Source organism: Bartonella occidentalis (assembly GCF_037070875.1).
Taxonomy (GTDB): Bacteria; Pseudomonadota; Alphaproteobacteria; order Rhizobiales; family Rhizobiaceae; genus Bartonella.
In genome coordinates, this window is sequence record NZ_JAYMZJ010000001.1 from 707,219 (window position 1) to 729,997 (window position 22,779).

A 22,779-nucleotide genomic window follows, 5' to 3' on the forward strand; every position below is an offset into this window, starting at 1 on the left:
TTTTAAGCGAGTATACGACTGACTATATCTGCCACATCACTTGATAAATGAGAAGTATCTGCAATTGTTTTTAATGCAGTTTCAAGCTTTTGTCGCCGAATAGGTTCTAATTGTCTCCAAGAGCGCATCATTGTTAGCAATCGTGAAGAAAGCTGTGGATTTTTTTTATCAATTTCTAAAATAATTTGGCAAAGAAAATGGTAAGATGCTCCATCAACTCTGTTAAAGCCTGTGGGGTTATTAGATGCAAAGACACCGATTAAAGCGCGTACACGATTAGGATTATCTTGTGAAAAAAGCGGATGCTGCATAAGTTTTTTAACACGGTCAAGAGTTGATGCTCCAGCAACCATTGCTTGAATAGAAAACCATTTATCCATAACCAAAGGATCATGTTTATATCGATTTTCAAAATCATTTAAGGCATTTTGTGCCTGCTCACTTTCACTAAAGTGCTTCATTAAAATGGTTATACTGGCCATACGGTCAGTCATGTTATCAGCTATCGCATATTGTGTGGCAGCACGATTTGGTTTAGATTCTGCAATAGAAAGATAATCAAGTATAATATTTCGTAGTGCTCGTTTCCCAGCTTGCACAGTGTGTGGTGAATAGGGCTCTGTAATCTGCATTTGTGCATAAATTTTTGTGAAAAGCTCCTGATGGGTATGTGCGATAGAAACTAAAAACTGATTGCGCACATAATGAATGCGGTCTGGATCAATATTTTCACTAATTATGTTAGCGAGCTCAACTTCACTAGGTAAGCTTAAGCAAAATGCGCGAAACTCTGGCTCAAGTCTTTCATCTGTGACAATAGTTTCAATCAATTTTAGCAAAGTAGAGGGCATGGCCGCTTTTTCTAGCGTTTTATCTTGAATGACTTGAATTAATGCTTGTGTCATTAAACGGTTAAGCGACTGCCAGCGATTAACTTGATTACTATCATTTTGAGCAAGAAAGATCAGCTCGCTTTCATTAAATGGGGTTTCTAGAATGATAGGTGCAGAAAAGTCTCTGAGCAGCGATAAAACAGGTTTTTCACGAAGTCCTTTTAATGTAAATGTCTGGTTTTCTTTGGATAGAAGCATAACATCTGATTCAATATCTGTATCAGATTCATAAATTAGTGGCTCCCCGTTATGTCCTAATAGACCAAACGCAATAGGGATAAGCATCGCTTTTTTTATGCTTTGTTGTGGTGTTGCTGGTATATGTTGTTGTGCATGAATCGTTAGAACACCATCTTTATAATGGCTATCTATTTTCACATGGGGTGTGCCAGCTTGTTCATACCATAACATGAATTGTGAGAAGTCTTTACCAGAGACTTCAGAAAAACAGGCTATAAAATCTTCAATTATGCAAGCTTGTCCATCATGACGTTTAAAATAGAGATCCATACCTTTACGGAATAAAGTGGAACCTAAGATAGTGTGTATCATTCGGACGACTTCGGCTCCTTTTTCATAGACAGTCGTGGTATAAAAGTTATTGATTTGGCTATATTGACGAGGACGTACGGGATGAGCGAGGGGGCCAGCATCTTCGGCAAACTGTGTAGCTTTCAATGTTCTTATGTTTTCAATGCGCTGTAGGCTACGGACATTTTGATCTGAAGAAAATTCTTGATCACGATAAACTGTTAGTCCTTCTTTTAAACAAAGTTGAAACCAATCACGGCAGGTAATGCGATTTCCAGTCCAATTATGGAAATATTCATGTGCAATGACGCGTTCAACATTTCTATAATCCTGATCGGTTGCTGTTTCAGAATCTGCAAGAATATATTTATCATTAAAGACATTAAGTCCCTTATTCTCCATTGCACCCATATTAAAGTCTGAGACAGCAACAATATTGAAAACATCAAGATCATATTCGCGTCCAAAACACTGTTCATCCCAACGCATGGAACGTTTGAGTGCATCCATTGCATAGATTGCTCGTTTAATTTTTCCTTTTTCCACGTAAATACCAAGTTTGATACGGCGGCCAGATACAGTGGTAAAATGATCTTCCAATTTATCAAGGTTTCCGCCAACTAATGCAAAAAGATAGGATGGTTTGGGATGAGGATCTTCCCAGACAGCAAAATGGCGGTTATTATCAAGATTTCCCGCTTTGATAAGATTACCATTGGAAAGCAAAATGGGGATTGTTTGAGAATCTGCTTCAATTTCTACTGTGTAAGTAGAAAGAATATCTGGGCGATCGTAAAAATAAGTAATACGACGAAACCCTTCTGATTCACATTGTGTACAATAGACACCATTTGAAAGATAAAGTCCCATAAGTTTACGGTTGCGTTCAGGATTAAGTTCTGTGACCAATTCCAATGTAAAAGGAGTTTCGGGTGGAGATGTAATTTCTAGATTTGAAGGAGTGCTTTTATAAGCGCTTTTATCTAGTTTTTGCCCATTAATGGCGACAGAAATTAATGTAAGATCATCACCAGAAAGGACAAGAGGTTTTGTTTCTTTTGTGTTTTGACGAGGTTCAATCAGTAATGTTGCTGTCACATAAGTTTTTGTTGGTTCTAAACAGAAGCGAAGCTTTGTTTTTGGAATAACATAGGGGGTTTGCTGATAATCTTCCAAACGATAAACAGGTGTTTTAACTTGTTCCATAATATTTCCTAACTATATTTTAAGAGTATAAATAAAAAAGTGATTTATATTTTGAGGTAAAGTAAGATTAGATAATTATGAGAGCTCATTTAAATAATTTTTTACTTCTAAAAAATCTATCCAGGTTAGCTTTTTTTGACTGGGCGTTCGTAGAAGATAGGCTGGGTGAAAGGTTGGCATAACAGGAATTTTTATTTCTCTTTCTCCTACATAAGTGAGCCATTTTCCTCTCGTTCGGATAATTCCAGTTTGAGCTCCAGTAAGAAACTGTGTAGCAACTCCCCCTAATGCTATAAGGATACGAGGATTAGCGAGTTGAATATGTCGTTCAACAAAAGGGCGACATAAGGCGACTTCTCTTGGTGTTGGTGTGCGATTTCCTGGTGGACGCCATGGGATAGTGTTTGTTATGTAAACATTTTGCCTTGTTAGACCAATTGATGCCAATATTTTATTAAGCAATATACCTGCTTTTCCTACGAAAGGAATACCTTGTATATCTTCTTCGCGTCCTGGCGCTTCTCCAATAAGCATAAGTGGGCTTCCTGCTGTTCCATCTGCAAAACAGGTATTTTTGGCTGTTAATTTTAATGAGCAGTCATTAAAGGCAAGAAGTGCAGATTTCAATTCATCAAGTGTATTAGCATTTTTTGCCATCTCTATAGCTGAAAGCGTGTGCTGCTTAATATCGGGCTTATGCGGCAGATCATTATGCTTTTTTATGGCTGATGGAGCTTGTTGATGATGGGAAATATTAATTGCTGGTTTGAATTTTTTTTCGGAAAAAACAGCTTGGCCAAAGCGGTTAATAGGTGTATCACTTAAGACAGCATCAACACCACTTTCTTTATAAAAGCTTAAAAGTTCTTCATAGGAAATCGTGGACTGTGTTTGGTTTAACATTGCATTTTTTTGATAATCAATCCATCAATGAATAGACCAGACAGAACTATTCTTCAAGTCTTATGATAGTTTATTACCAATCTTTAATGAGAATAACTAATAAAGTATGCATTAAGAAGAGATATGACGCTAATTTAATGGTTTAAAAGCAATGTATGAACATATGTTTTTGCTTTTTTTACGGATTCAATTATAGATTCATTTAAAGCTAAATGTGCTGCAATAGCACTTGATAAAATGCAACCGGTTCCACGCATTGTTACTGTTAAGCGTGGAGTAGAAATGTTTATCACCTCAGATTTATTAACTAAACTATCAATGGCAAGAGGATCATTTGCGTGTCCACCTTTTACCAATATATAGCGTGAACCAAATGACAGAAGTTTTTTTGCTTGTTGTATCGCTTCTTCATGATGAAATGCTAATGAGTTTTGGCTGAGGAGGGCAAGTTCTCCCATATTGGGTGTTAAGAGATCAACGTGAGGAAGAAGTTCATTAATTATAACGTCTATAATTGTTTCTGTTGTCAGTTTTCCTCCTGAAGAGGCGACAAGCACAGGATCAAAAATAACTGGAATATGAGGATAGTCTTTTAATACATTACAGATTTCTTCTATAATCTCTTGGGTACCTGTCATACCGATTTTTATTGCACTGATCGGATTAGCTTCTAGAGCTATGCGCATTTGCGCGGCAATAAGTTTTCCACTCATTGGAACAATTTCAACAACATGATTATCATCTTGTACGTTAATGGAAGTTATAGCTAAACTTGCTTTTATTTGAAAGTGGGCAGCTGTTTCTATATCACGAACAACACCAGCTCCCCCTGTTGGATCAGTACCTGCTACAATAAGAATGGAAGGCATTATCGCCATGCTTGTGTTGCCTTTATCCACTGTTGGACACGTTTTTCAGGTTTTTTATGAAGAATAATATCAGTTACAACAGCAGCGCTATTTGCCTCTGCTTGTAAAACACCAATTGCGCGTTCCGGTGTTAAACCACCAATGCCAACTAAAGGTAAAACACCGATCCGTTTTCTCCATTTTTTGATTTTTTCTAAGCCTTGAGGCATCCATTTCATTTTTTTTAAAATTGTTGGATAAACAGGACCTAGTGCGATATATGCAGGATTAACAGACAATGCAATATCTAATTCATGTTCATCATGTGTGCTAAGGCCAAATTTTATACCATTTCTACGAATTGCGGAAAGATCAGCATTTTTAAGATCTTCTTGTCCGAGATGAATAAAATTGCATTTTTCATCAATTGCTATAGTCCAATGATCATTAATAATTAATTGTGCTTTGAATTTATCACATATATTTTGAGCTCGTTTGATGTGTTGACTGATAGTTTTGTGACTTTCATTTTTCATACGTAATTGTATGAGTTTGACACCAAAAGGAACTAAACGTTCAACCCAATCAGCATTATCAACTATCAGATAAAAAGGATCTAATTTCATGAAAACACTGCTTTGCCAATGACTGGTGTTGAAGGAACAGCTATATTGCGCGCTTCAAGAATGCCTGCTTTATATCCCATACGTCCTGCTTGAACAGCTTTAGAAAAGGCTTCAGCCATTAGGGCAGGGTCATTTGCTTTAGCAACTGCAGTGTTTAGTAGTACTGCATCATAACCAAGTTCCATAGCAATAGCAGCATGCGATGGGCGCCCAATACCAGCGTCAATAACAAGGGTAATATCTGGAAGATAAGCGCGGATAGAACGCAGTCCATCAGTATTTTGAGGACCTTTAGCAGAACCAATAGGAGCACACCAAGGCATAATAGCTCGGCAGCCCACATCTAAAAGTTTTTCCGCTACAATGAGATCATCTGTTGTATAAGCAAAAATTTTAAAACCTTCCTTGTTTAAAATTTGTGCTGCTTCAATTAAGGAAAAGACGTTCGGCTGTAAGGTATCGGAGTTTCCTATAATTTCAAGTTTAATCCAATCCGTTTTAAAAAGATCTCGTGCTAATTGGGCGGTTGTAACAGCTTCTTTAACGGTGTAACAACCAGCAGTATTGGGAAGTACTGTAACATTAAGTTCTGCAAGAAATTGCCAAAACTGTCCACTTTGCTTTCCTCCTGCAGTTTCCCGGCGTAATGAAACTGTCACAATTTCTGTACCAGATTTATGAATGGCTTCACGAAGAACTTTGGGTGAAGGATATTGAGCTGTACCTAACATAAGACGGGAAGAAAATTTGCATCCATAAAGATTTAGCATAATTTTAGCCTCCTTGCATTGGACTTAAAATTTCAATCTTATCTCCTTCATGCAAGATAAATTGGCGTCGTGCATCTACGGAAATAACTTCAGAATTAACAGCGGTGGCCAGCCAATCCCCTTCATAACCCAATTCTTCAAGCAATAAATTGAGATAAATAATTTCTGTTTGAATTATTTCACCATTGACAAATATTTGCATGTTCTACTCCAATGCCAATTTTATCGCTTGTTTTGCCATTTCTGGAGATAAAAGAAAACCATGTCTATAAAATCCATTAATAAAAATATGGTTATCATGTTTGTATACATGAGGAAAATTATCAGGGTAGCTGGGTCGTATGCCAACTCCAGATTCAATAATTTCTGCTTCACTAAAAGCGGGGTGTAAAGTGTAGGCAGCATTAAGTAATTCCATCATGGATCTCACCGAAATAGCACCATTGAAATCACTTTCAATCATTGTAGCCCCAACCATAAAAATATTATCTTGTCGGGGTACGATGTAGAGTGGAATACGTGGATGAAGAAGGCGAATTGGACGAGAAATTTTAATATCTGTGCTGCGGACGAGTAACATTTCCCCACGCACACCTCGTATATTTTTATCTTTCTTTAAACGCGCTATACCCGTTGCATCAATGATAATATCAAAATTTGTTTCAGATACTTCTATATCAACAAAATACGCTCCATTTTTTATGAGATTCTCTTTTAGAGTGATAAGCGCTTTGCGAGGATCAATATGTGCTTCACTTTCGTAAAAGAGAGCACAGTTGAAACGTTCTGCAAGATCTGGTTCAAGAAGAGCTATTTCTGTATTATTTATGGTTCTATGATTGTGTGTATGTGCCGAGAATCGTTCGAGTTCTATCATGTCCCGCATAGGTGCAACGACCAAAGTGCCTTTTTGTTCTACAAGATTGGGAAGTATTTCGCTCCACCATTGCACAGCTTGTATACCAAGATCTTCAACAATTTGTTCAGTATTTTCTCTTTCACAATAAGGTGCTAGCATTCCTCCTGCATACCAACTCGCAGTGCCAATAGGAGAATGAGGTGGAGCTGATACAGTAACAGAAACACCTTTTTGTTGTAACATAAAGGCAACTGTTAAACCACCTACACCTGCACCTTTGATAAGAATCTTCTTCAATTGTTTATGTTCTCTTTTTGAGTAGGAACAGTCTCTACATAAAGTTTACCATTCTTTTTATATTTTTCGGCCATTGCAACCATACCTTCATCTTTTGTTTTTTTTGCTGCTGCATCACGAATATCGTGAGAAATGCGCATAGAACAAAATTTTGGACCACACATAGAACAAAAATGTACTAATTTATGAGCTTCTTTAGGCATTGTTTCATCATGAAAAGCGCAGGCTGTTTCTGGGTCAAGAGAAAGGTTGAATTGGTCATGCCATCGGAAATCAAATCGTGCGCGTGAGAGAGCATCATCGCGCAATTGTGCTCTAGGCAAGCCTTTAGCAAGATCAGCAGCATGAGCCGCAATTTTATAAGTTATCACACCTGTTTTAACATCATCCTTATCGGGCAGTCCTAAATGTTCTTTAGGCGTTACGTAACACAGCATGGCAGTGCCAAACCACCCAATCATAGCTGCACCAATTGCTGAGGTAATATGATCGTATCCTGGAGCTATATCAGTTGTAAGGGGGCCTAAAGTGTAAAAAGGTGCTTCATGACAGAGGTCTAGCTGTTTATCCATATTTTCTTTAATTTTGTGCATTGCTACATGGCCTGGCCCTTCAATCATAACCTGTACGTCTTTTTCCCATGCAACTTTTGTTAATTCTCCTAATGTCTTAAGTTCGGCAAATTGAGCTTCATCATTTGCATCAGCAATGGAGCCAGGGCGCAATCCATCTCCTAATGAAAGAGAAATATCATACATGCGTGCAATGTCACAAATTTCATCAAAATATTCATACAGAAAACTTTCTTTGTGATGGTGCAGGCACCATTTTGCCATAATAGAACCACCTCGTGAAACGATCCCTGTTGTGCGATTAATGGTAAGAGGAATGAAAGGTAATCTTAATCCGGCGTGAATGGTAAAATAATCAACACCCTGTTCTGCCTGTTCAATAAGGGTATCACGAAAAATATCCCATGTTAAATTTTCAGCAATACCTTGTACTTTTTCAAGTGCTTGATAAATTGGAACAGTTCCAATGGGAACAGGAGAATTTCGAATAATCCACTCGCGAATATTGTGAATCCCTCGACCTGTTGAAAGATCCATAACTGTATCTGCTCCCCAACGAATAGCCCAAACCATTTTATCTACTTCATCTGCCATAGATGAAGTAACTGCTGAATTTCCAATATTGGCATTAATTTTAACACGAAAGTTGCGCCCAATAATCATAGGTTCACATTCTGGATGATTAATGTTTTGGGGGATAATGGCGCGTCCACAAGCAATTTCATTGCGAACAAATTCTGCAGTGTAAATTTCTGGAATTGATCCATTATATATTTCAGATGATTGTGTTTTTTGCTGGTCTTTTACTGCTAGTCCTTCATTTTCTCGGATAGCAACATATTCCATTTCTGCGGTAATAATGCCTGCACGTGCATAGGCCATTTGTGTAACAGCTTTACCCTTTTTTGCTCGTAAAATAGGTCGATTTTGTTCAAAAGTTGGTGTAGAATTTTTATTATAGGCAAATCCATTATCTTCAGGTTTGACCACTCGAGCAGGATAAGATTCAGTATCAGCACGCTTAGAGAGCCAAGATGAGCTAATTGCTGGCAAACCTTTTGTAATATCAATTATTATATTTTTATCAGTGTAGGGGCCAGAAGTATCGTAGATATTTAAAGGTTTTTCACCACTATTATCGGTTAATGAAATTTCACGAAATGGGACGCGTACATCAGAAAAGAGAAGACTCTGTTGATAAATTTTGCGTGAAGCGGGAAAGGGGTTGCAACTGATTGATGGAGTATTTTTTTGCACAAACTTTTTCCTTATAGACACATAGTTCAAAAACAGGTTAAGATGTTAATGGAAATATATTTAAAATATCGATCATGTGTGCTTGGGCTTAAAAGTGAATAAATATCTCACTATGCAAGAACATACTTTATAAAGTCTAAGAAATTTCACTGAAAATAGATGCAATAGTTTTAATAGTATTTGCATTAACATCCCCCCCTTAAAAATTTTGTTAGTACTGACATGTTTGGCTTAAATACCTATATTGTCAATCACAAAGACACATTTTAAACGATTTTGATGAACTTTTGTAAAAAAAGTGATTGTGTGGTTTAAAAGATATTTAAAATATTCAAAAAAATGTCTGTTTTCTTAAGTAAAAAGAGTTAGATTGAAAAGAAGGGAAGCGTGGAGTCGCTTTCTTTTGTTTTTATAAGATATTATCAAAATATCGTTAAACATCACAAAAATATTAAAAGTTAATCAAGCGACAGTTATTGCAGCTGTTGTTGTGTAAAAAATTTAATTTGAAACGTGAAAGTAAGCTGATCGAAAGAGATATCATTGGGATCTTTATAAGTCGTGAAAATAATAAAAAAGATAGAGATCAAAATGCTGCGTTGGAAAGTCAAAACAGAGGTATAAAATCTTTTGACTTAAAAATAGGTTTAATTTCCTGGTTATTTGTTTCCCTTTATGGCATTTTTATAAATTCATTTTGTGTTTCTAGATTAATAACGGTAGAAGCAGTTATAAGGATGGTTTGGTAAGCATTTACTTCAACATTATGTGATTAGGAAAAGTTCCAATAACTGCAGATGCTACTTAAAAGAATTGGTTTATTTCCCTTGCAAAAAAATTCTAAATATAGTAGAATACTTACAAATGATGAGCGAGATGTAGGATGAATAGGTGTGGTAAGCTAATCTTCGGGGAGAAGAGGCATATCTATTTCTTACAAGATTAGTATTGGGTAAGCGTTTATCATTATAATCAAATACTTTTAGTTTAAGAGGAAAAACGTGTGATGTGTCTTTCAAATGTTAAGTGCATCATTTCCATAAGTGTGCTTTACTTATAAGGTTTCTTCGGTATCTGTTAGATCGAAGAGAAAGAAGCGTTCAAGAGGGTGTAAACCAAGTGGAAGTTAGCCCTTAGGAAATAGGCTTAATGAAAAAAGGATATATTTGAAAGAGATATTTGCGTGTAGAAGCAAATGTGATCAGTGGTAATTTAAAAAGCTGAAGAAAATTTTCTTAGATTTTTTAATCCAAATAATTGTCAATAAAAGTTATAAGCTGTTTTGATAAAGACAAAGCGAAATAACTCATGAAAGTCTTGTTATGCAAAGTCAAGAGAGCGGGTTATTTATATAATTTTCAAAGTATATAGGTAAAACATACGCACAGACGGCGCCAAGATATTATTGATTAAATAGTTTTTGAAGCATTAAAAATGTCAGTAATACAAGTAACTTCATTAAGATTGTACCAATGTATTAAAGCTTCTTATTTGGATCATAGAAAAATACATACAATGATGATTATATTGTTATAGCAAGGAATTTTATAAGCCATATTGATAAGTTTTACAACAAGATTAGAAGATGTCAGAATGCTACTATGTAGCTCCAGTGAGGTAATAATAAGAAGTAAATACAAAATGAGACGATTATATTGTAAACGAATATATTCATATTAATTTTAGTAAAAAAGGGGGAGATGAGCTTAGTATTATTTATCGAAGAGAACAAAAATAAACCAATAATATACTCGGTATGACAGAGAATGATATACCACAAACCAATAAGAGAAGAAGTGTTTGCACTTTGATGCGTATTTTCGAGTAAACGCTATTATTTTTTATCTACTAAGAAGGCAATTGGTTGCCTCATATAATCAGAAAAAAGTTATTAGAGAATTATTAAGAAGAACGGGGGCTTTTATAATGTCTGATATTTACGATTGGTCGCTGATGGCTGATAAAAATGCTAATTCAGATGATATCATTAATTGGGCAGAGGGTCAGCCGCCTAGTTCTGTCAATGATAGTGCACGTGCGATGATGCAGCGTGTGCGTGAATATCTTGCAGATAATGGCGGTTCTATTGACTCAAAATTTATGATTAATACGGAAGAGAAGACAACATCGATCATCTTGAAAACGGTTTCACCTATAGCTCAATATAAAAATGATATCATTGTACGTTTTAAGGCAAGTGGAGAAAATATTGGTACGACGACAGTCGCCGTTAATAATTTAGGGGAGAAGCCTATTTATAAAGCAACCGATACAGGTGTTATACCATTAAAAGGAGGTGAACTACAGGCAGGTGGTATTTATGAAATGGTATATAATGATAATGCTTCAATGGAAGATCATGATGGTTGGTATTTATTAAATCCTACGCCTATTCCATTACCCAAAATAAAAATTTTTCCTTCTGGATTTATTGCCACATTTGCTATGCAAGAAGTGCCAGGAGGCTGGCTTTTATGCAACGGTGCTACCTATGAACGTGAAGATTATCCGGAGCTTTTCAAGGCAATAGGTGATCAATGGGGTAAAGACAGTGATACAACTTTTAAAGTTCCTGATTTTAGAGGGATGTTTTTACGTGGCTTTGATGATGGTCGGGGTTTAGATCCAAATAGAAACTTTGCAAATGAGCAACAAGATAGCATAAAATCACATACACATGATTGTACCATTGAAGAGGAGGGAGAGCATAAACACGACTATAGTGACACGAACATTAGTCGTAACCAATTCGGTGGTCCACTTGGTGGGAGAAATCCTGCTTTTAACTACAGCCCGTGGGCAAAGGAAACACATTCTTCTGGTACCCATACGCATAAAGCAACCATTTCTTCAACAGGTGGAGAAGAAACACGACCTGTGAATGCAACGGTTGTTTATGCTATAAAATCATGAGTTTTTTGATTAATAATTTATTGGCTGTTGAGATTATTAACGCGGAGCAAATTCGCGTTATTTTTATGTAAGCGCATAAAGATTTATGCGCTTTTAATCTTATGAAACGATATTTCAGTATTTTTTGCAATTGAAAACTGGAAATATCTATAATGGTGAATGTAATTTTATGAATGAACAGTAGAAAGTTATTTTTTGTAATGTCATGGGGAGAGATTAATGAAATCATTGAAAATTTAGCACTAAATGTTTCGTTTAAGATTTCTTTTTGGATAGTGTATTTCTTAGAGCTATAAAATAAAAGAAGCACACTTTTTATAATATTAACGTTGTTATAAAGAAGGAAGGGGTTAAGTTTAAAATAACACAACCTAGGTTGCATTTTTATATGAAAGACTATTTTTTGACATTGAACAGATTTTCACTCTATAGAAAGGATGCTGTCTGTGGCAATATAAAAGGAATATCCTCTTTGGGTAATTCAGATACTCTTAAAGAACAATGATAGGCATCGCGCAAATTTTTCGTTGTTAAAACATCAGAGACATTGCCTTCACAGTAAATTTTTCCTTCCCTAAATAATATGAGTTTATCTGCATAATGTGCAGAAAGGTTAAGGTCATGCAGCACAGCGAGAACGCCACCGCCACAACGGGCAAAGTTTTTAGCGATATCCATAACAATGAGCTGATGCTGGATATCGAGATTAGCAATAGGCTCATCTAATATCATCCAACGGGGGATCCCATTATAAACAGGTTTCCATATTTGGCACAGTACACGAGCAAGCTGTACTCTAGCTTGTTCTCCACCCGATAACTTATGATAATATTCGTTACCATAATTAGCTAGGCCAACATGCTCTAAAGCTTTTTGGGGGAGGCTTCGCAATTCAGTTTTTTCTATAGTAAATTGATTTGTGGAGAGGCCAAGTTCTACTACTTCATGAACTAAGAATGGAAATGCTAATGTTGTTGATTGCGGTAGCACTGCACGCATCATTGCCATTTTATAAGTTTTTGTCAGGATGATATCATGGCCATTTAAGGTCATTTTTCCGCTATAAGGAATTTCTCCACTGAGCGCTTTAACAAAAGTACTTTTACCGGATCCATTAGGACCAATAATGATGGTAAGAGCACCACTTTTAGCGTGAAGATTAATATTATTAAGGATTTGTTTTTTTCCGCGTTGAACGCAGATATCAATTGCTTCTATCATGGAGAATTTGCCTCTCGTTTGCATATGAGGATCCAAAGGAAAAAAGGTGCACCAAAGAGTGCTGTAACAATTCCAATTGGCAATTCTGCAGGGGCAACGATTAAGCGTGCAAACGTATCAGCAAAAATAAGTAATGATGCTCCCAAAAGAGCAGAACAGGGAATAAGGTAGCGATGATCAGAGCCAATCAGTTGACGTAAAATATGTGGAACAACAATTCCTATAAAACCAATACCACCACTGACCGCAACTGCACTACCACACATAAGTGCAACAAGAAGAATAGAAATATTTTTAATGCGCTGAATATGGAAACCAATATGACCAGCAACGGCTTCTCCAAGAGTAAGAGCATTAAGCGCTCGTGATAAAAAAGGAGAAAAAAGAAGACCAACACAGATAAAAGGTAAAACGAGCCAAACTTTCAACCATGTTGTACCCGCAAGAGAGCCAAGATTCCAAAAGGTAATATCACGTAATTGCTGATCATTTGCCATAAAAATTAATATGCCGATAACAGCACTGCTTAAAGAACCAAGCGCAATTCCTGCAAGCAGCATTGTTGCAATAGAGGTGCAATTATGACGCGTAGCTATTGCATAGAGAGTGATTGTTGATAAAAGCCCACCTAAAAAGGCACCTATGACAACTTTATATGACTCGAGAAAAGATATAAATGAAGAGGAAAGAAAAGATATAAATGAAGAGGAAAAAGTAATACCAACGACAATCGCTAAAACAGCTCCAAGACCTGCTCCTGCTGATACACCTACAATGCCAGGATCTGCAAGGGGATTACGGAAAAGACCCTGCATGAGAACCCCAGAGACAGCCAAAGCTGCGCCAACTAATACTCCTAAAATAATACGGGGAAGCCTTATCTCAATAAGTATGAGGTAATCACGAGTTTTACTGCTTACTGAAAAGTCTTGCGTAAGCATTACACGAAGCAGATCAATAAAAGAAGCATTTGATGCACCATTCAGGAGCCCGCTAAAAATACTAAAAGTCAAAAATAATATTAAGCTTAATAATAAAACTTTTCCTGAATTTGCACGATCTATCCTTTTATTTTCTCGTATTTCAGGTGTACGCACCATCGATGTACCATCTGCCATTTTATTAGCTCTTACCGTCTTCATTTACGCCATAAAGTATATTAATAACTTCTTTCGATGCATTTGCAGTACGTGGACCAAATCCTAAAAGATACATAGCATCCATTTGTTTAATGGCATGATTTTTTGCTGCAGTTGTTGCTTGAATTGCTGGTATAGCTAAAACTTTATCAATATTAGTGGATTTTCCACCATATTTTGTAAGAAGAATAACATCAGGATTTGCTTTCAATAATGCTTCATTATTTAAGAGTTTATATCCTTTATAATCTGATATAGCATTGATACCACCTGAAAGTCTAATCATACCATCGGCCGCTGTTCCTGTTCCAGATGCCATGACGCGCCCGTTTTGTACAGATAAAATAAAAAGAACACGTTTTGGTTTGGTTACTTTTGCCAACAGTGTATCGTTATCCAAAAAATCGCGATTCACTTTTTCAATTAATGCAGCTGCCTGCACCTCTCGGTTAATTGCTTTTCCAACGATACGGATCTTTTCTATTACACTTTCACGGGAATAATTTTCTGGCACAATAACCATAGGGATAGACGTTTTTTTGAGAATATCGATTGTTGAAGGAGGGCCACTTCCTTCTACAAGCAATATACCCTCTGGAGCAAGGGATAAAACTCCTTCAGGTGAAAGGGTTCGCATATAGCCAAGTACAGGAAGCTTGAGTGCTTCTCGTGGATAGACACTTGTACTATCACGAGCTACAAGCCGATCTTGAGCTCCTAATGCATAGACAATTTCTGTCAGTGATCCACCAATAGAAACGATTCGTGCGTTCTCAGGAAAATGAGCTGTGAGTTCAGCAATCGCTTGTTTGGAAAAGCAAGCAAAAGAGAAGAGCGCACAAACAAAAAAAAGGCTAGAAGATCTATGCAAAAGAGATGCGAACATATCCGGTTTCCTTTTCTAAGTTATTGCTATTTCTTGGCTTTTTGAAAAACTATCTAATAAAGAGCGCCAATCTTCACGTTCTTTTTGACCTTCCTTGCGAATGCCAAAGAATTGAATAATCATCTCATCATTTTTATTAAAAACTTCAAGTGAGCTAATATAGCCATCACGTGTAGGTTTACGAACACACCAGACATTCTCAATTTCAGAAACCAATAAATGCATGTGAAATTTTTCATCCAGAATATTAATCCAAGATCCCATTTTCTTAATGTTTTTGACTTGTCCACTGAAAATTTGTATACATCCCTTGTTTCCAACAAAGCACATAATCGGTATTTCCTGTCGCACAACCTGATTGAGCATAGTTTCAATAGCGTCTATTTTTACTTCGTTGGCAAATTCGTCTCCAACATATTTTACAGCATCGTGTCTGTTAATTTTTAGTTGAGAGATAATTTCATGAAGTTGGTGCACATCGGTCATGTTTCGCCAGGAATCTCGGAATTTTTCAACATCTAATTTTGTTGTGTTATACTGTGTTTGAGGAGGAGAAGATATATTTAGAACAGATGATTGCTCTTTATGAAGCAATTTGTTAACAATGTAGTTCCACTCTTCCATATTGGTTGTGTCTTTGGAATAAAGTTTGAAAACAGCTACACCATATGGATCAAAAAATTGCAAACTTTTCGTAGGCTTTCCAAGGATCATCATGTCGTACTCAAAACCAAATTTCCATTGTTTTAGGAAAATACGCAAGTCAATTTCACCAAGCGTGAGGGGAACATGTTGGCTTTGAACAATTTTTTCAAAACATCCTGTTATTTCGTGTACGGCGTGTTCGTTACGTGTCAACGCCATAACTGTTCCAAGTTTAGGCGCATTTTCTAAAAGAGTGTTGACATCAACGTCTAGTCTTTTTGCTTTCCCAATTGTACAATAGGCTGCAATAAGCTCTGCTTCAGATATGCCAATCGACACCGCAAAATCACGGTTACGCATTTCTTTTTTTTCTTTATGCAGGCTAATGATTTTCTCAGCTGTATATGACATAAGCATTCCCTTATATTATTACAAGAATTAACTTTTTAATGTTATAATTCAAAAATAACAAGTTGAACTATTATTAACTAACAGTTCAACCTATCACAAATACTACTATCAACAGCAGAGTAACCAGGAACCGATAAATCAAGAATAACTAAAGCTTTTGTCTCAATTTTTTGTAGCTACAAAAATGACAAAAACACAGTCAACTTATTTCATCGGTATGATTTTTTAAAATAGTCGAATGGTTGAAGAATAAAGACTAAAATCTTTGCACAAACGATACCTTAAAGTTCCGACCAGGTTGGGTGTAATAATCCTTTGGTGTTGTTCCTTTGCTACTAGGAAAATCTGATACATTCCAATATTTTTGATTAAATAGATTATAAACACCCGCTCTTATAATAAGCCCTTTTTCACCGAATGGTTTCCACCAACCTGAGATATCAACTACTTTATATCCTGGAATTTGATGATATTCAGATTCTTTAGCAGCAACCTTATCACGTTTAGCCGCGAAAGTAAGCATAACATCTGCTCCCCAAGATTCTTCTTTTGCATATCCTAATCCTACGATTGCTTTCAACGGTGGGATAGAGTTCAGATATTCATTTTTATCAAGATCTTTTCCTTGCGAATAGGAAACGGAGAAGTTGCTATGAAAACCACTATGCAAGACCCAATGCGCTTTTGTTTCAATACCCCAAATACGGACACTTGCACGATTCATGTAGTGTCGGCGTGAAAATTTAAATTCTTCTGATGGTCCTTTATCTAGAGTGTCGATAAAATCTTTATATTGATTGATAAAGGTACTGATAGAACCACCAAAATTTTTATCTCCATATTTTATACCGACATCATAGCCATTGCTTGTTTCTGGTTTAAGATCAGAAGCTCCCTTCACATAATAAAGACCAGGTTTGATATAAGAAAGGTAAAGTTCAGAGACGCGTGGTGCGCGGAAAGCTTGTGCCCACTGAACAAAAAATGTCACTTTATCACGAGCATCCCATTCTACACGTAATTTAGGAGAAAAATGAGAGCCATCTCTTTCTGGAGGATATCCATCAGTAACAAGGGCTTTTTCATAAGATGCTGTTTTTTGAGGGGTGTGCTTATACCAATCATAACGGATCCCAGGCGTTATACGGAAACGGTCATCCACAAAGCCTATTTTGTCTTCGAAAGCTAAACCAAAGTTATAGCTATCGGTATCTGGTGACTCTGATTGGTTGGCTGGCAAAAAAGCACATCCTTGAGCATTTTCTGGTAAATGACAATTATCTTTACCTAACATGTAATGGTGAAATTTAGATGATAAAGCATTTATGCCTAGCTTTATTGTATGAGTAACAGTACCAATATTCACTGTTTTAAGAGTATTTGCATTTAAACCATAATTAGTATCATGCACAATATTATCTCTAAGGTATTCTCCTTTGGGAGCTCTAACACGATGCCCGCTCAGGATATGGTTATTTGATTGCTTTTGCCAATAAATCTGTCCATGAAAAGCATCAAAAATAGTGTCTTCATTGCCATTATAATCATAAGAAAGAGAAAGGCGGCTACGGAGTTTATGGTCTTGATCATAAACGGAACCTGGGGCATATCTTGTAGACGCATTTAATGAGTGGGTGTTATTACTATAGCCAAAACGTTCTGCTGTAAAACCAAGCCTATGATCGTCTCCAAAGTATTGGTGAACTTTAAAAAGCAAATTATTTTGGTTAAAATTAGCGGGGTTTTTACGTGACCGATTTTCATAACCCTCTATGGTTCCCATATTTTTGCGTTCGTGTCCTTCTGAACGAGATCCTTGGAAAAGCAAGAACGTTTGGTGGCTACGCACTGCAACAGCTTGATCTACACGCCAACTGTTATCAACGGAATTATAACCCCCTTTTATAAGACCTCCCCAATTCTTTTCTCCTGTAATAAGGTCTTCAGGGTTGAGGGTGCGCAAAGCAACAACTCCTCCTAATGCACCAGACCCGTAAAGACTAGAATCTGATCCTTGAATAATATCAAAGGTAGAAAGCGCATTGAAGTCAAATGTTGTATTTCCACCTTGCCCACGCACTATATCTGCAAACCATGGAAGAGTAATGCCATCTATTGTTGTGAGGATACGGTCTGCATCCAAACCACGAATCACGATACTATTATTTTTGGGATTGTAGGATACAGATGGATCAAGCTGATTAATATCATAGATATCATTTATTTGCTTTGCATTAATATCCTTAGCAGTTATACGATCAGTTAGAATGGTCACTGAACCAAAAGCGTCTTCTGTTTTTTTTCCCTCAATAATAATTGGCTTGAGCTCAGTTACAGAATCCTTATCACTACCTTGTGCAAAAGCAAATGAAGGTATACAGACCGACAGTGCACTTAAAATCACGTAATTTCTGTAGATATTTTTTCGTTTCATTAGCATGATACATCATAACCTTTTCTTAAACGCCCCCCTCCATGGGCTTAAAATTTTAACATACAAAACATTTGACTTGCCGATGATAAAATTAGCCAGTCAAGCGGAATGATTTGAAATTAATACAAAATCACTAAAAAACCATATTAAACGTGAGGAAATCAATCAAGAAAAAAATTGCAATTTCGAGACAGCTTGTTTTAATAGTAGTGAATACTAGTTTTAAGCTTGGGTTAGCGGTGAAAAACTATGAACTTTGCAAATATTGGGCGATCATTAACTCTTTGGTTTGGCTCTTTTCTTGGCGCTTTTTCTCTGCATATTGGATTGGGAGCACAGTTTTATTTTTGGGATAATCCTAGTGTAAGTAATGGTATGCTTTCGCAGACGGTTATGCTGACTTTTGCACAAGATCAAGAAATAGCATATCCAGATACTGATATAACTTCAGAAAACACCGATACAGAAAATATATTTAATGCTGATTCAGATTCAAAAGCATTACCCTCTGATTTTTCAGAACAAGATCCAGAGGTACTGGAACCGAAAGAAGAAGTTCAAGAAGAATCTCAAAGTATTGCAGAAAAAAATGACTTTATAATGTCTATTCCTAAAATAGAAAAAAAGAAGCGTATCAAAAAAACTACACAGAAACCAAAACCTGTCGTAAAACAGCTCAATGCAAAAGTAATAAGTCAGTCTACTTTTAGTCGTGGTGGAGATACTGCGGCTCTCGAGAGTGCACTGTTAGCGGAATGGTTGGCAAAAGTACAGGCACAATTAGAAAAACAAAAAAACTATGTTGTGCGACAGTATACCAGCCGAGCAAAAGGAACGGTACAATTAGAGTTTAGAGTGCACGAACAAGGGGGTATTTTTTCTAGCCGTATTTCACTTTCTTCTGGTAACCAAGAACTTGATCGGTTAGCTATGGCAGCACTAAAACGTGTCGGAACTTTTCCATTTCCACCACCTTCAAAGGTAAATAAAATTATGAGAATATCCTTGATATTTAGCTAATTCGTGCAAGATTTTTTTTGCTTAATTTGTTACTGCTCATTTCGTGAATTGTTATGACACGGTGGTTGATAAATAGACAGAAAAATTAAAGCATTTTCCTAGTGAAAGAAGATGCTTTATAATTTTTTATCGGCCAGCAATAAGATCAGCCTTTATATCTGTTATTCCTGTAAGTCTAGCTTTGTAAACCTCATAATTCTCCATGACACGCATTACGTAATTACGTGTTTCTGGATAGGGGATGCGCTCAATCCAATCGATGACTTGATCAAGAGATTGCCCCCGAGGATCACCATAACGCTTTATCCACTCACTGGCGCGGCGGGATCCTGCATTGTAACCGATGAGAGTTAATATATAGGATCCATTAAAATGTTCCAATTGTTCGCCGAGGAAATGAACACCTAATGTAATATTATAATCCGCGTCACTGCTAAACTTTTGAGGTGACCACGCGATAGAATATTTTTTTGCAAGTTCTTTTGCCGTTGAAGGTAGCAATTGTAGCATACCTTGTGCACCTGCTCTCGATATAGCTCTCGGATTAAATTCGCTTTCTTGGCGTGCAATAGCATAAACAAGAGCTTGTTTTGTTGTGGAAATATTTGCTGACGTTGGAATGGCACCAATCGGATGAGCAAGTGCACCGACGTTTTTACCTTGGAAAACAGCAGTTTTCCCGATTTTAAGACTGGTATAATAGTCACCATTTTTTTCTGCCATGACAGCCAGAAGAGCTAATTCTCCAGGACTTTTTATTTTTTTTCCAAGATCTTTGTAAAAAATTTTGGCAAGATTTCCGTAGCCAGCTAATTCAAGCCGTTTAATTACTTTAATGGTTTTTCGTGCATTAAAATTCTGGCGTTCAGTGGTTGTTGGTTTGGGGAAAGAGATGTTGAGCTTTTTTCGGTTAAGACGTGAAGCAGCTAATTGGCCATAATAAGTTGTGTCAAAATGGGCGGCACGGTGAAAATAATATTGGGCATTTTTATGCTCTCCTAAGATTTCTGCTGTTTTGCCCATCCAGTAGTATCCACGAGATGCTGAGATAGGTGTGGAGGATAACTGAGGGATGCGTGAAAAATGGCGCATTGCCAATTTAGGATTATGAAGAAATCGTAGTGCATACCATCCTGCATGAAATTCAGCATCAATAGTTAACGAAGATGTTGTATCAATATGCGTTGCAACAAGTTGATAAGCAATTTGGGGTTTATTTAAATCAAGTGTTTCACGAGAAAGAACACGCCGTTCCACCCACCATGCATCAGGGTTAATTAAGCTTAATGCATCTCTTGGTGCTTTCATCATAAGTGCTGCTGCAGCACTATATTGCCCAGCTCTTCGAAGATAGCGAATTTGAGCAAATTGTAAAAGAGGATCTTTTCGCCATGAGCGATCAACAGATCGTAATTTTTGGGCAGCATTAGGATCATTTCTTTCAACGGCAGCAAATGCGTTAAAGAGAGATTGAGCATGAGCCAATTTGGCAACTCGCTTTGCTGAATCTATTCGCTTTGCATAAAGCATAAATTTCATGCGTTTCAAATGGTCAATAGGTTTTAATATAGAACTTACATTGTTAAGAATAAGCTCTTCTTCTTTTTCATTGAGCTTCGTTTTATGCCACCATGGTGCGATGATTTGTCGCGCACGTGTGATTTGCCTCGTTATAATAAGGGCTTTAGTGAAAACCACCATACCTTCTGCTGTAAGGGGAGGATGGTGAGAAAATTTTTGGATGATTGCGTGCGCAGAACGGGTTTCATTAATAAAAGCGCGTTCAGCATTGCGCTGCATAACGGTTATAGCTGGCCATCCTGGTAGCTCATTAATTGCATTGAATATTTCAGTACTCGGTATGTTGTCCTTGTTTGATAGACCGATTGCCCATGTTAAAATATGACGATCGAGGTTATCTCTTTGCATTGAATTACGAAGAGCTATTGTTTTTGTGATATTATTATTTGAAAGTGCATCCAGGCCAGCTTTCAGTTGAGTAAGTGTAGTAATATTGCCGATCGTAGGAGTATTATAAGTTATCCTGAGAATCTGTTTTCGTGGTATTTGAATTTTTTTGGGGGTAGGAAATGTACTAGGCCTATCCAAAGGGATTGGTGCTTTTTCGTGCAAAAGTATTTTTTGTGCAAATGCATTTGAAAACAAAGGTGTTATTATCAGCATAAATGCAGTAAAATTTGGTACGAAAAAGAGGGTGAAGAATGCACGCATAGAAAAAAGACCTTGAGACCTTGCTTTTTGTGAACACTCTAAAATGCTTAAAGTAGAAGCATGAAGAACGGGTTAATTTATGACTAATATCTTTAAGTTAAAAATTGAATAAAACACATGCTAAATCTTGTTGGGACTTTTTTGAAATTCATCTTGCTTCAATAATAGAGCGAGATTATGTTCTATTAAGGCCATTTTAGAATAAAGCTAACTATTACAAGGGAGTTCATCATGCTCAGAGGAGCCGTGACTGCACTTATCACACCGTTTGATGACAATGGAGCTATTGATGAGCAGGCATTTTGCAATTTTATTGAGTGGCAGATCGCACAAGGTATTAACGGCGTAAGTCCTGTTGGGACAACGGGTGAATCGGTGACTTTAAGTCATAAAGAACATAAGCGGATTATAGAATTATGTGTTGAGCAGGTGGCCAAACGTGTTCCTGTTGTTGCTGGAGCTGGATCGAATAGTACAAGTGAAGCTGTAGAACTTGCTCAACATGCAGAAAAGGCAGGGGCGGATATGGTTTTGGCTGTAACGCCTTATTATAATAGACCTAATCAGTCTGGTTTATACGCGCATTTTTCTTCTATTGCGAAGGCTATTTCTATCCCTATTATAATTTATAATATTCCTGGGCGTTCTGTTATCGATATGTCCGTAGAAACTATGGGAAATCTTCGTAGAGACTTTAGAAATATTATTGGTGTTAAAGATGCGACAAGTAGAATCGAGCGTGTCACTGAACAGCGTGAAAAATGTGGCAAGGATTTTATACAGCTTTCCGGTGATGATCGTACAGCACTAGGCTTTAATGCACATGGGGGTGTAGGGTGCATTTCTGTTTCTTCTAATGTTGCTCCCAAGCTTTGTGCAGAACTTCATACTGCTTGTGCCTATGGTGATTATAAAACAGCGCTAAAATTAAATGATCGTTTGATGCCCCTTAATCGTGCAGTATTTATTGAGCCAAGTCCTGCAGGTATTAAATATGCTGCTGCAAAACTAGGGCTTTGTGGTGATACTGTTCGTTCACCAATTGTGCCATTAACGGATGATACAAAGAAGCTTATTGATTCAGCTCTACGGTATGCGGGTCTTATTAAAGAGTAA

The 22,779-nt window shown here is 36.9% G+C and carries 17 protein-coding genes; 3 read left to right on the plus strand and 14 right to left on the minus strand.

Annotated elements, in window-relative coordinates:
• Positions 1-2: 2 nt before the first annotated feature.
• From pepN to thiC, 8 genes are all read right to left on the minus strand, one after another.
• Entirely contained in the window at positions 3-2,630 is a 2,628-nt protein-coding gene (gene pepN, locus WCP78_RS02920; RefSeq protein WP_336278997.1) for an aminopeptidase N, read from the minus strand.
• Positions 2,631-2,705: 75 nt separating this feature from the next.
• Positions 2,706-3,533, minus strand: a complete 828-nt coding sequence (locus tag WCP78_RS02925) for a uracil-DNA glycosylase (RefSeq protein WP_336278998.1) — start codon at positions 3,531-3,533, stop codon at positions 2,706-2,708.
• A gap of 134 nt (positions 3,534-3,667) precedes the next feature.
• The gene (locus WCP78_RS02930; protein ID WP_336278999.1) at positions 3,668-4,411 is read right to left on the minus strand and encodes a hydroxymethylpyrimidine/phosphomethylpyrimidine kinase; all 744 of its coding nucleotides are present in this window, start codon (positions 4,409-4,411) and stop codon (positions 3,668-3,670) included.
• On the minus strand, positions 4,402-5,007 hold the full coding sequence (locus tag WCP78_RS02935) for a thiamine phosphate synthase (RefSeq protein ID WP_336279000.1): 606 nt from the start codon (positions 5,005-5,007) through the stop codon (positions 4,402-4,404). Before WCP78_RS02935 ends, WCP78_RS02930 begins: the two co-directional genes overlap by 10 nt.
• On the minus strand, positions 5,004-5,777 hold the full coding sequence (locus WCP78_RS02940; RefSeq protein ID WP_336279001.1) for a thiazole synthase: 774 nt from the start codon (positions 5,775-5,777) through the stop codon (positions 5,004-5,006). The genes WCP78_RS02935 and WCP78_RS02940 overlap by 4 nt, the downstream gene beginning before the upstream one ends.
• Positions 5,778-5,781: 4 nt before the next feature.
• A complete protein-coding gene (gene thiS, locus WCP78_RS02945; protein ID WP_336279002.1) occupies positions 5,782-5,979 on the minus strand; it encodes a sulfur carrier protein ThiS in 198 nt (65 codons plus the stop codon).
• 3 nt (positions 5,980-5,982) lie between these two features.
• A complete protein-coding gene (locus WCP78_RS02950) occupies positions 5,983-6,933 on the minus strand; it encodes an FAD-dependent oxidoreductase (RefSeq protein WP_336279003.1) in 951 nt (316 codons plus the stop codon).
• Entirely contained in the window at positions 6,930-8,762 is a 1,833-nt protein-coding gene (thiC, locus tag WCP78_RS02955; RefSeq protein ID WP_336279004.1) for a phosphomethylpyrimidine synthase ThiC, read from the minus strand. The genes WCP78_RS02950 and thiC overlap by 4 nt, the downstream gene beginning before the upstream one ends.
• A gap of 1,926 nt (positions 8,763-10,688) precedes the next feature.
• Between thiC and bgtC the strand changes: the two genes are divergently transcribed.
• Positions 10,689-11,675, plus strand: coding sequence for a gene transfer agent tail collar protein BgtC (gene bgtC, locus WCP78_RS02960; protein WP_336279005.1), 987 nt, complete (start codon positions 10,689-10,691; stop codon positions 11,673-11,675).
• 426 nt (positions 11,676-12,101) lie between these two features.
• Here bgtC and WCP78_RS02965 read toward each other — a convergent pair whose 3' ends face one another.
• From WCP78_RS02965 to WCP78_RS02985, 5 genes are all read right to left on the minus strand, one after another.
• Positions 12,102-12,896 carry a heme ABC transporter ATP-binding protein gene (locus tag WCP78_RS02965; RefSeq protein WP_336279006.1) on the minus strand — a complete coding sequence of 265 codons (795 nt, stop codon included), beginning with the start codon at positions 12,894-12,896 and terminating at the stop codon, positions 12,102-12,104.
• Positions 12,893-14,014 carry a FecCD family ABC transporter permease gene (locus tag WCP78_RS02970; protein WP_336279127.1) on the minus strand — a complete coding sequence of 374 codons (1,122 nt, stop codon included), beginning with the start codon at positions 14,012-14,014 and terminating at the stop codon, positions 12,893-12,895. The genes WCP78_RS02965 and WCP78_RS02970 overlap by 4 nt, the downstream gene beginning before the upstream one ends.
• A gap of 4 nt (positions 14,015-14,018) precedes the next feature.
• A complete protein-coding gene (locus tag WCP78_RS02975; protein ID WP_336279007.1) occupies positions 14,019-14,921 on the minus strand; it encodes a heme/hemin ABC transporter substrate-binding protein in 903 nt (300 codons plus the stop codon).
• A 15-nt stretch (positions 14,922-14,936) separates the two neighbouring features.
• Positions 14,937-15,977: a hemin-degrading factor gene (locus tag WCP78_RS02980; protein WP_336279008.1), complete on the minus strand. Its 1,041-nt coding sequence runs from the start codon at positions 15,975-15,977 to the stop codon at positions 14,937-14,939.
• A gap of 256 nt (positions 15,978-16,233) precedes the next feature.
• Complete coding sequence (locus tag WCP78_RS02985) at positions 16,234-18,417, minus strand: TonB-dependent hemoglobin/transferrin/lactoferrin family receptor (protein WP_336279009.1); 2,184 nt, start codon at positions 18,415-18,417, stop codon at positions 16,234-16,236.
• Positions 18,418-18,660: 243 nt separating this feature from the next.
• On the opposite strand from WCP78_RS02985, the gene WCP78_RS02990 reads away from it, so the two are divergent.
• Positions 18,661-19,431 (plus strand): energy transducer TonB family protein, encoded by a 771-nt coding sequence (locus WCP78_RS02990; protein WP_336279010.1) that lies wholly within the window; start codon positions 18,661-18,663, stop codon positions 19,429-19,431.
• Between the two features lie 126 nt (positions 19,432-19,557).
• On the opposite strand, the gene WCP78_RS02995 is transcribed toward WCP78_RS02990, so the two are convergent.
• A complete protein-coding gene (locus WCP78_RS02995) occupies positions 19,558-21,663 on the minus strand; it encodes a lytic transglycosylase domain-containing protein (RefSeq protein WP_336279011.1) in 2,106 nt (701 codons plus the stop codon).
• Positions 21,664-21,894: 231 nt separating this feature from the next.
• On the opposite strand from WCP78_RS02995, the gene dapA reads away from it, so the two are divergent.
• Complete coding sequence (dapA, locus tag WCP78_RS03000; RefSeq protein WP_336279012.1) at positions 21,895-22,779, plus strand: 4-hydroxy-tetrahydrodipicolinate synthase; 885 nt, start codon at positions 21,895-21,897, stop codon at positions 22,777-22,779.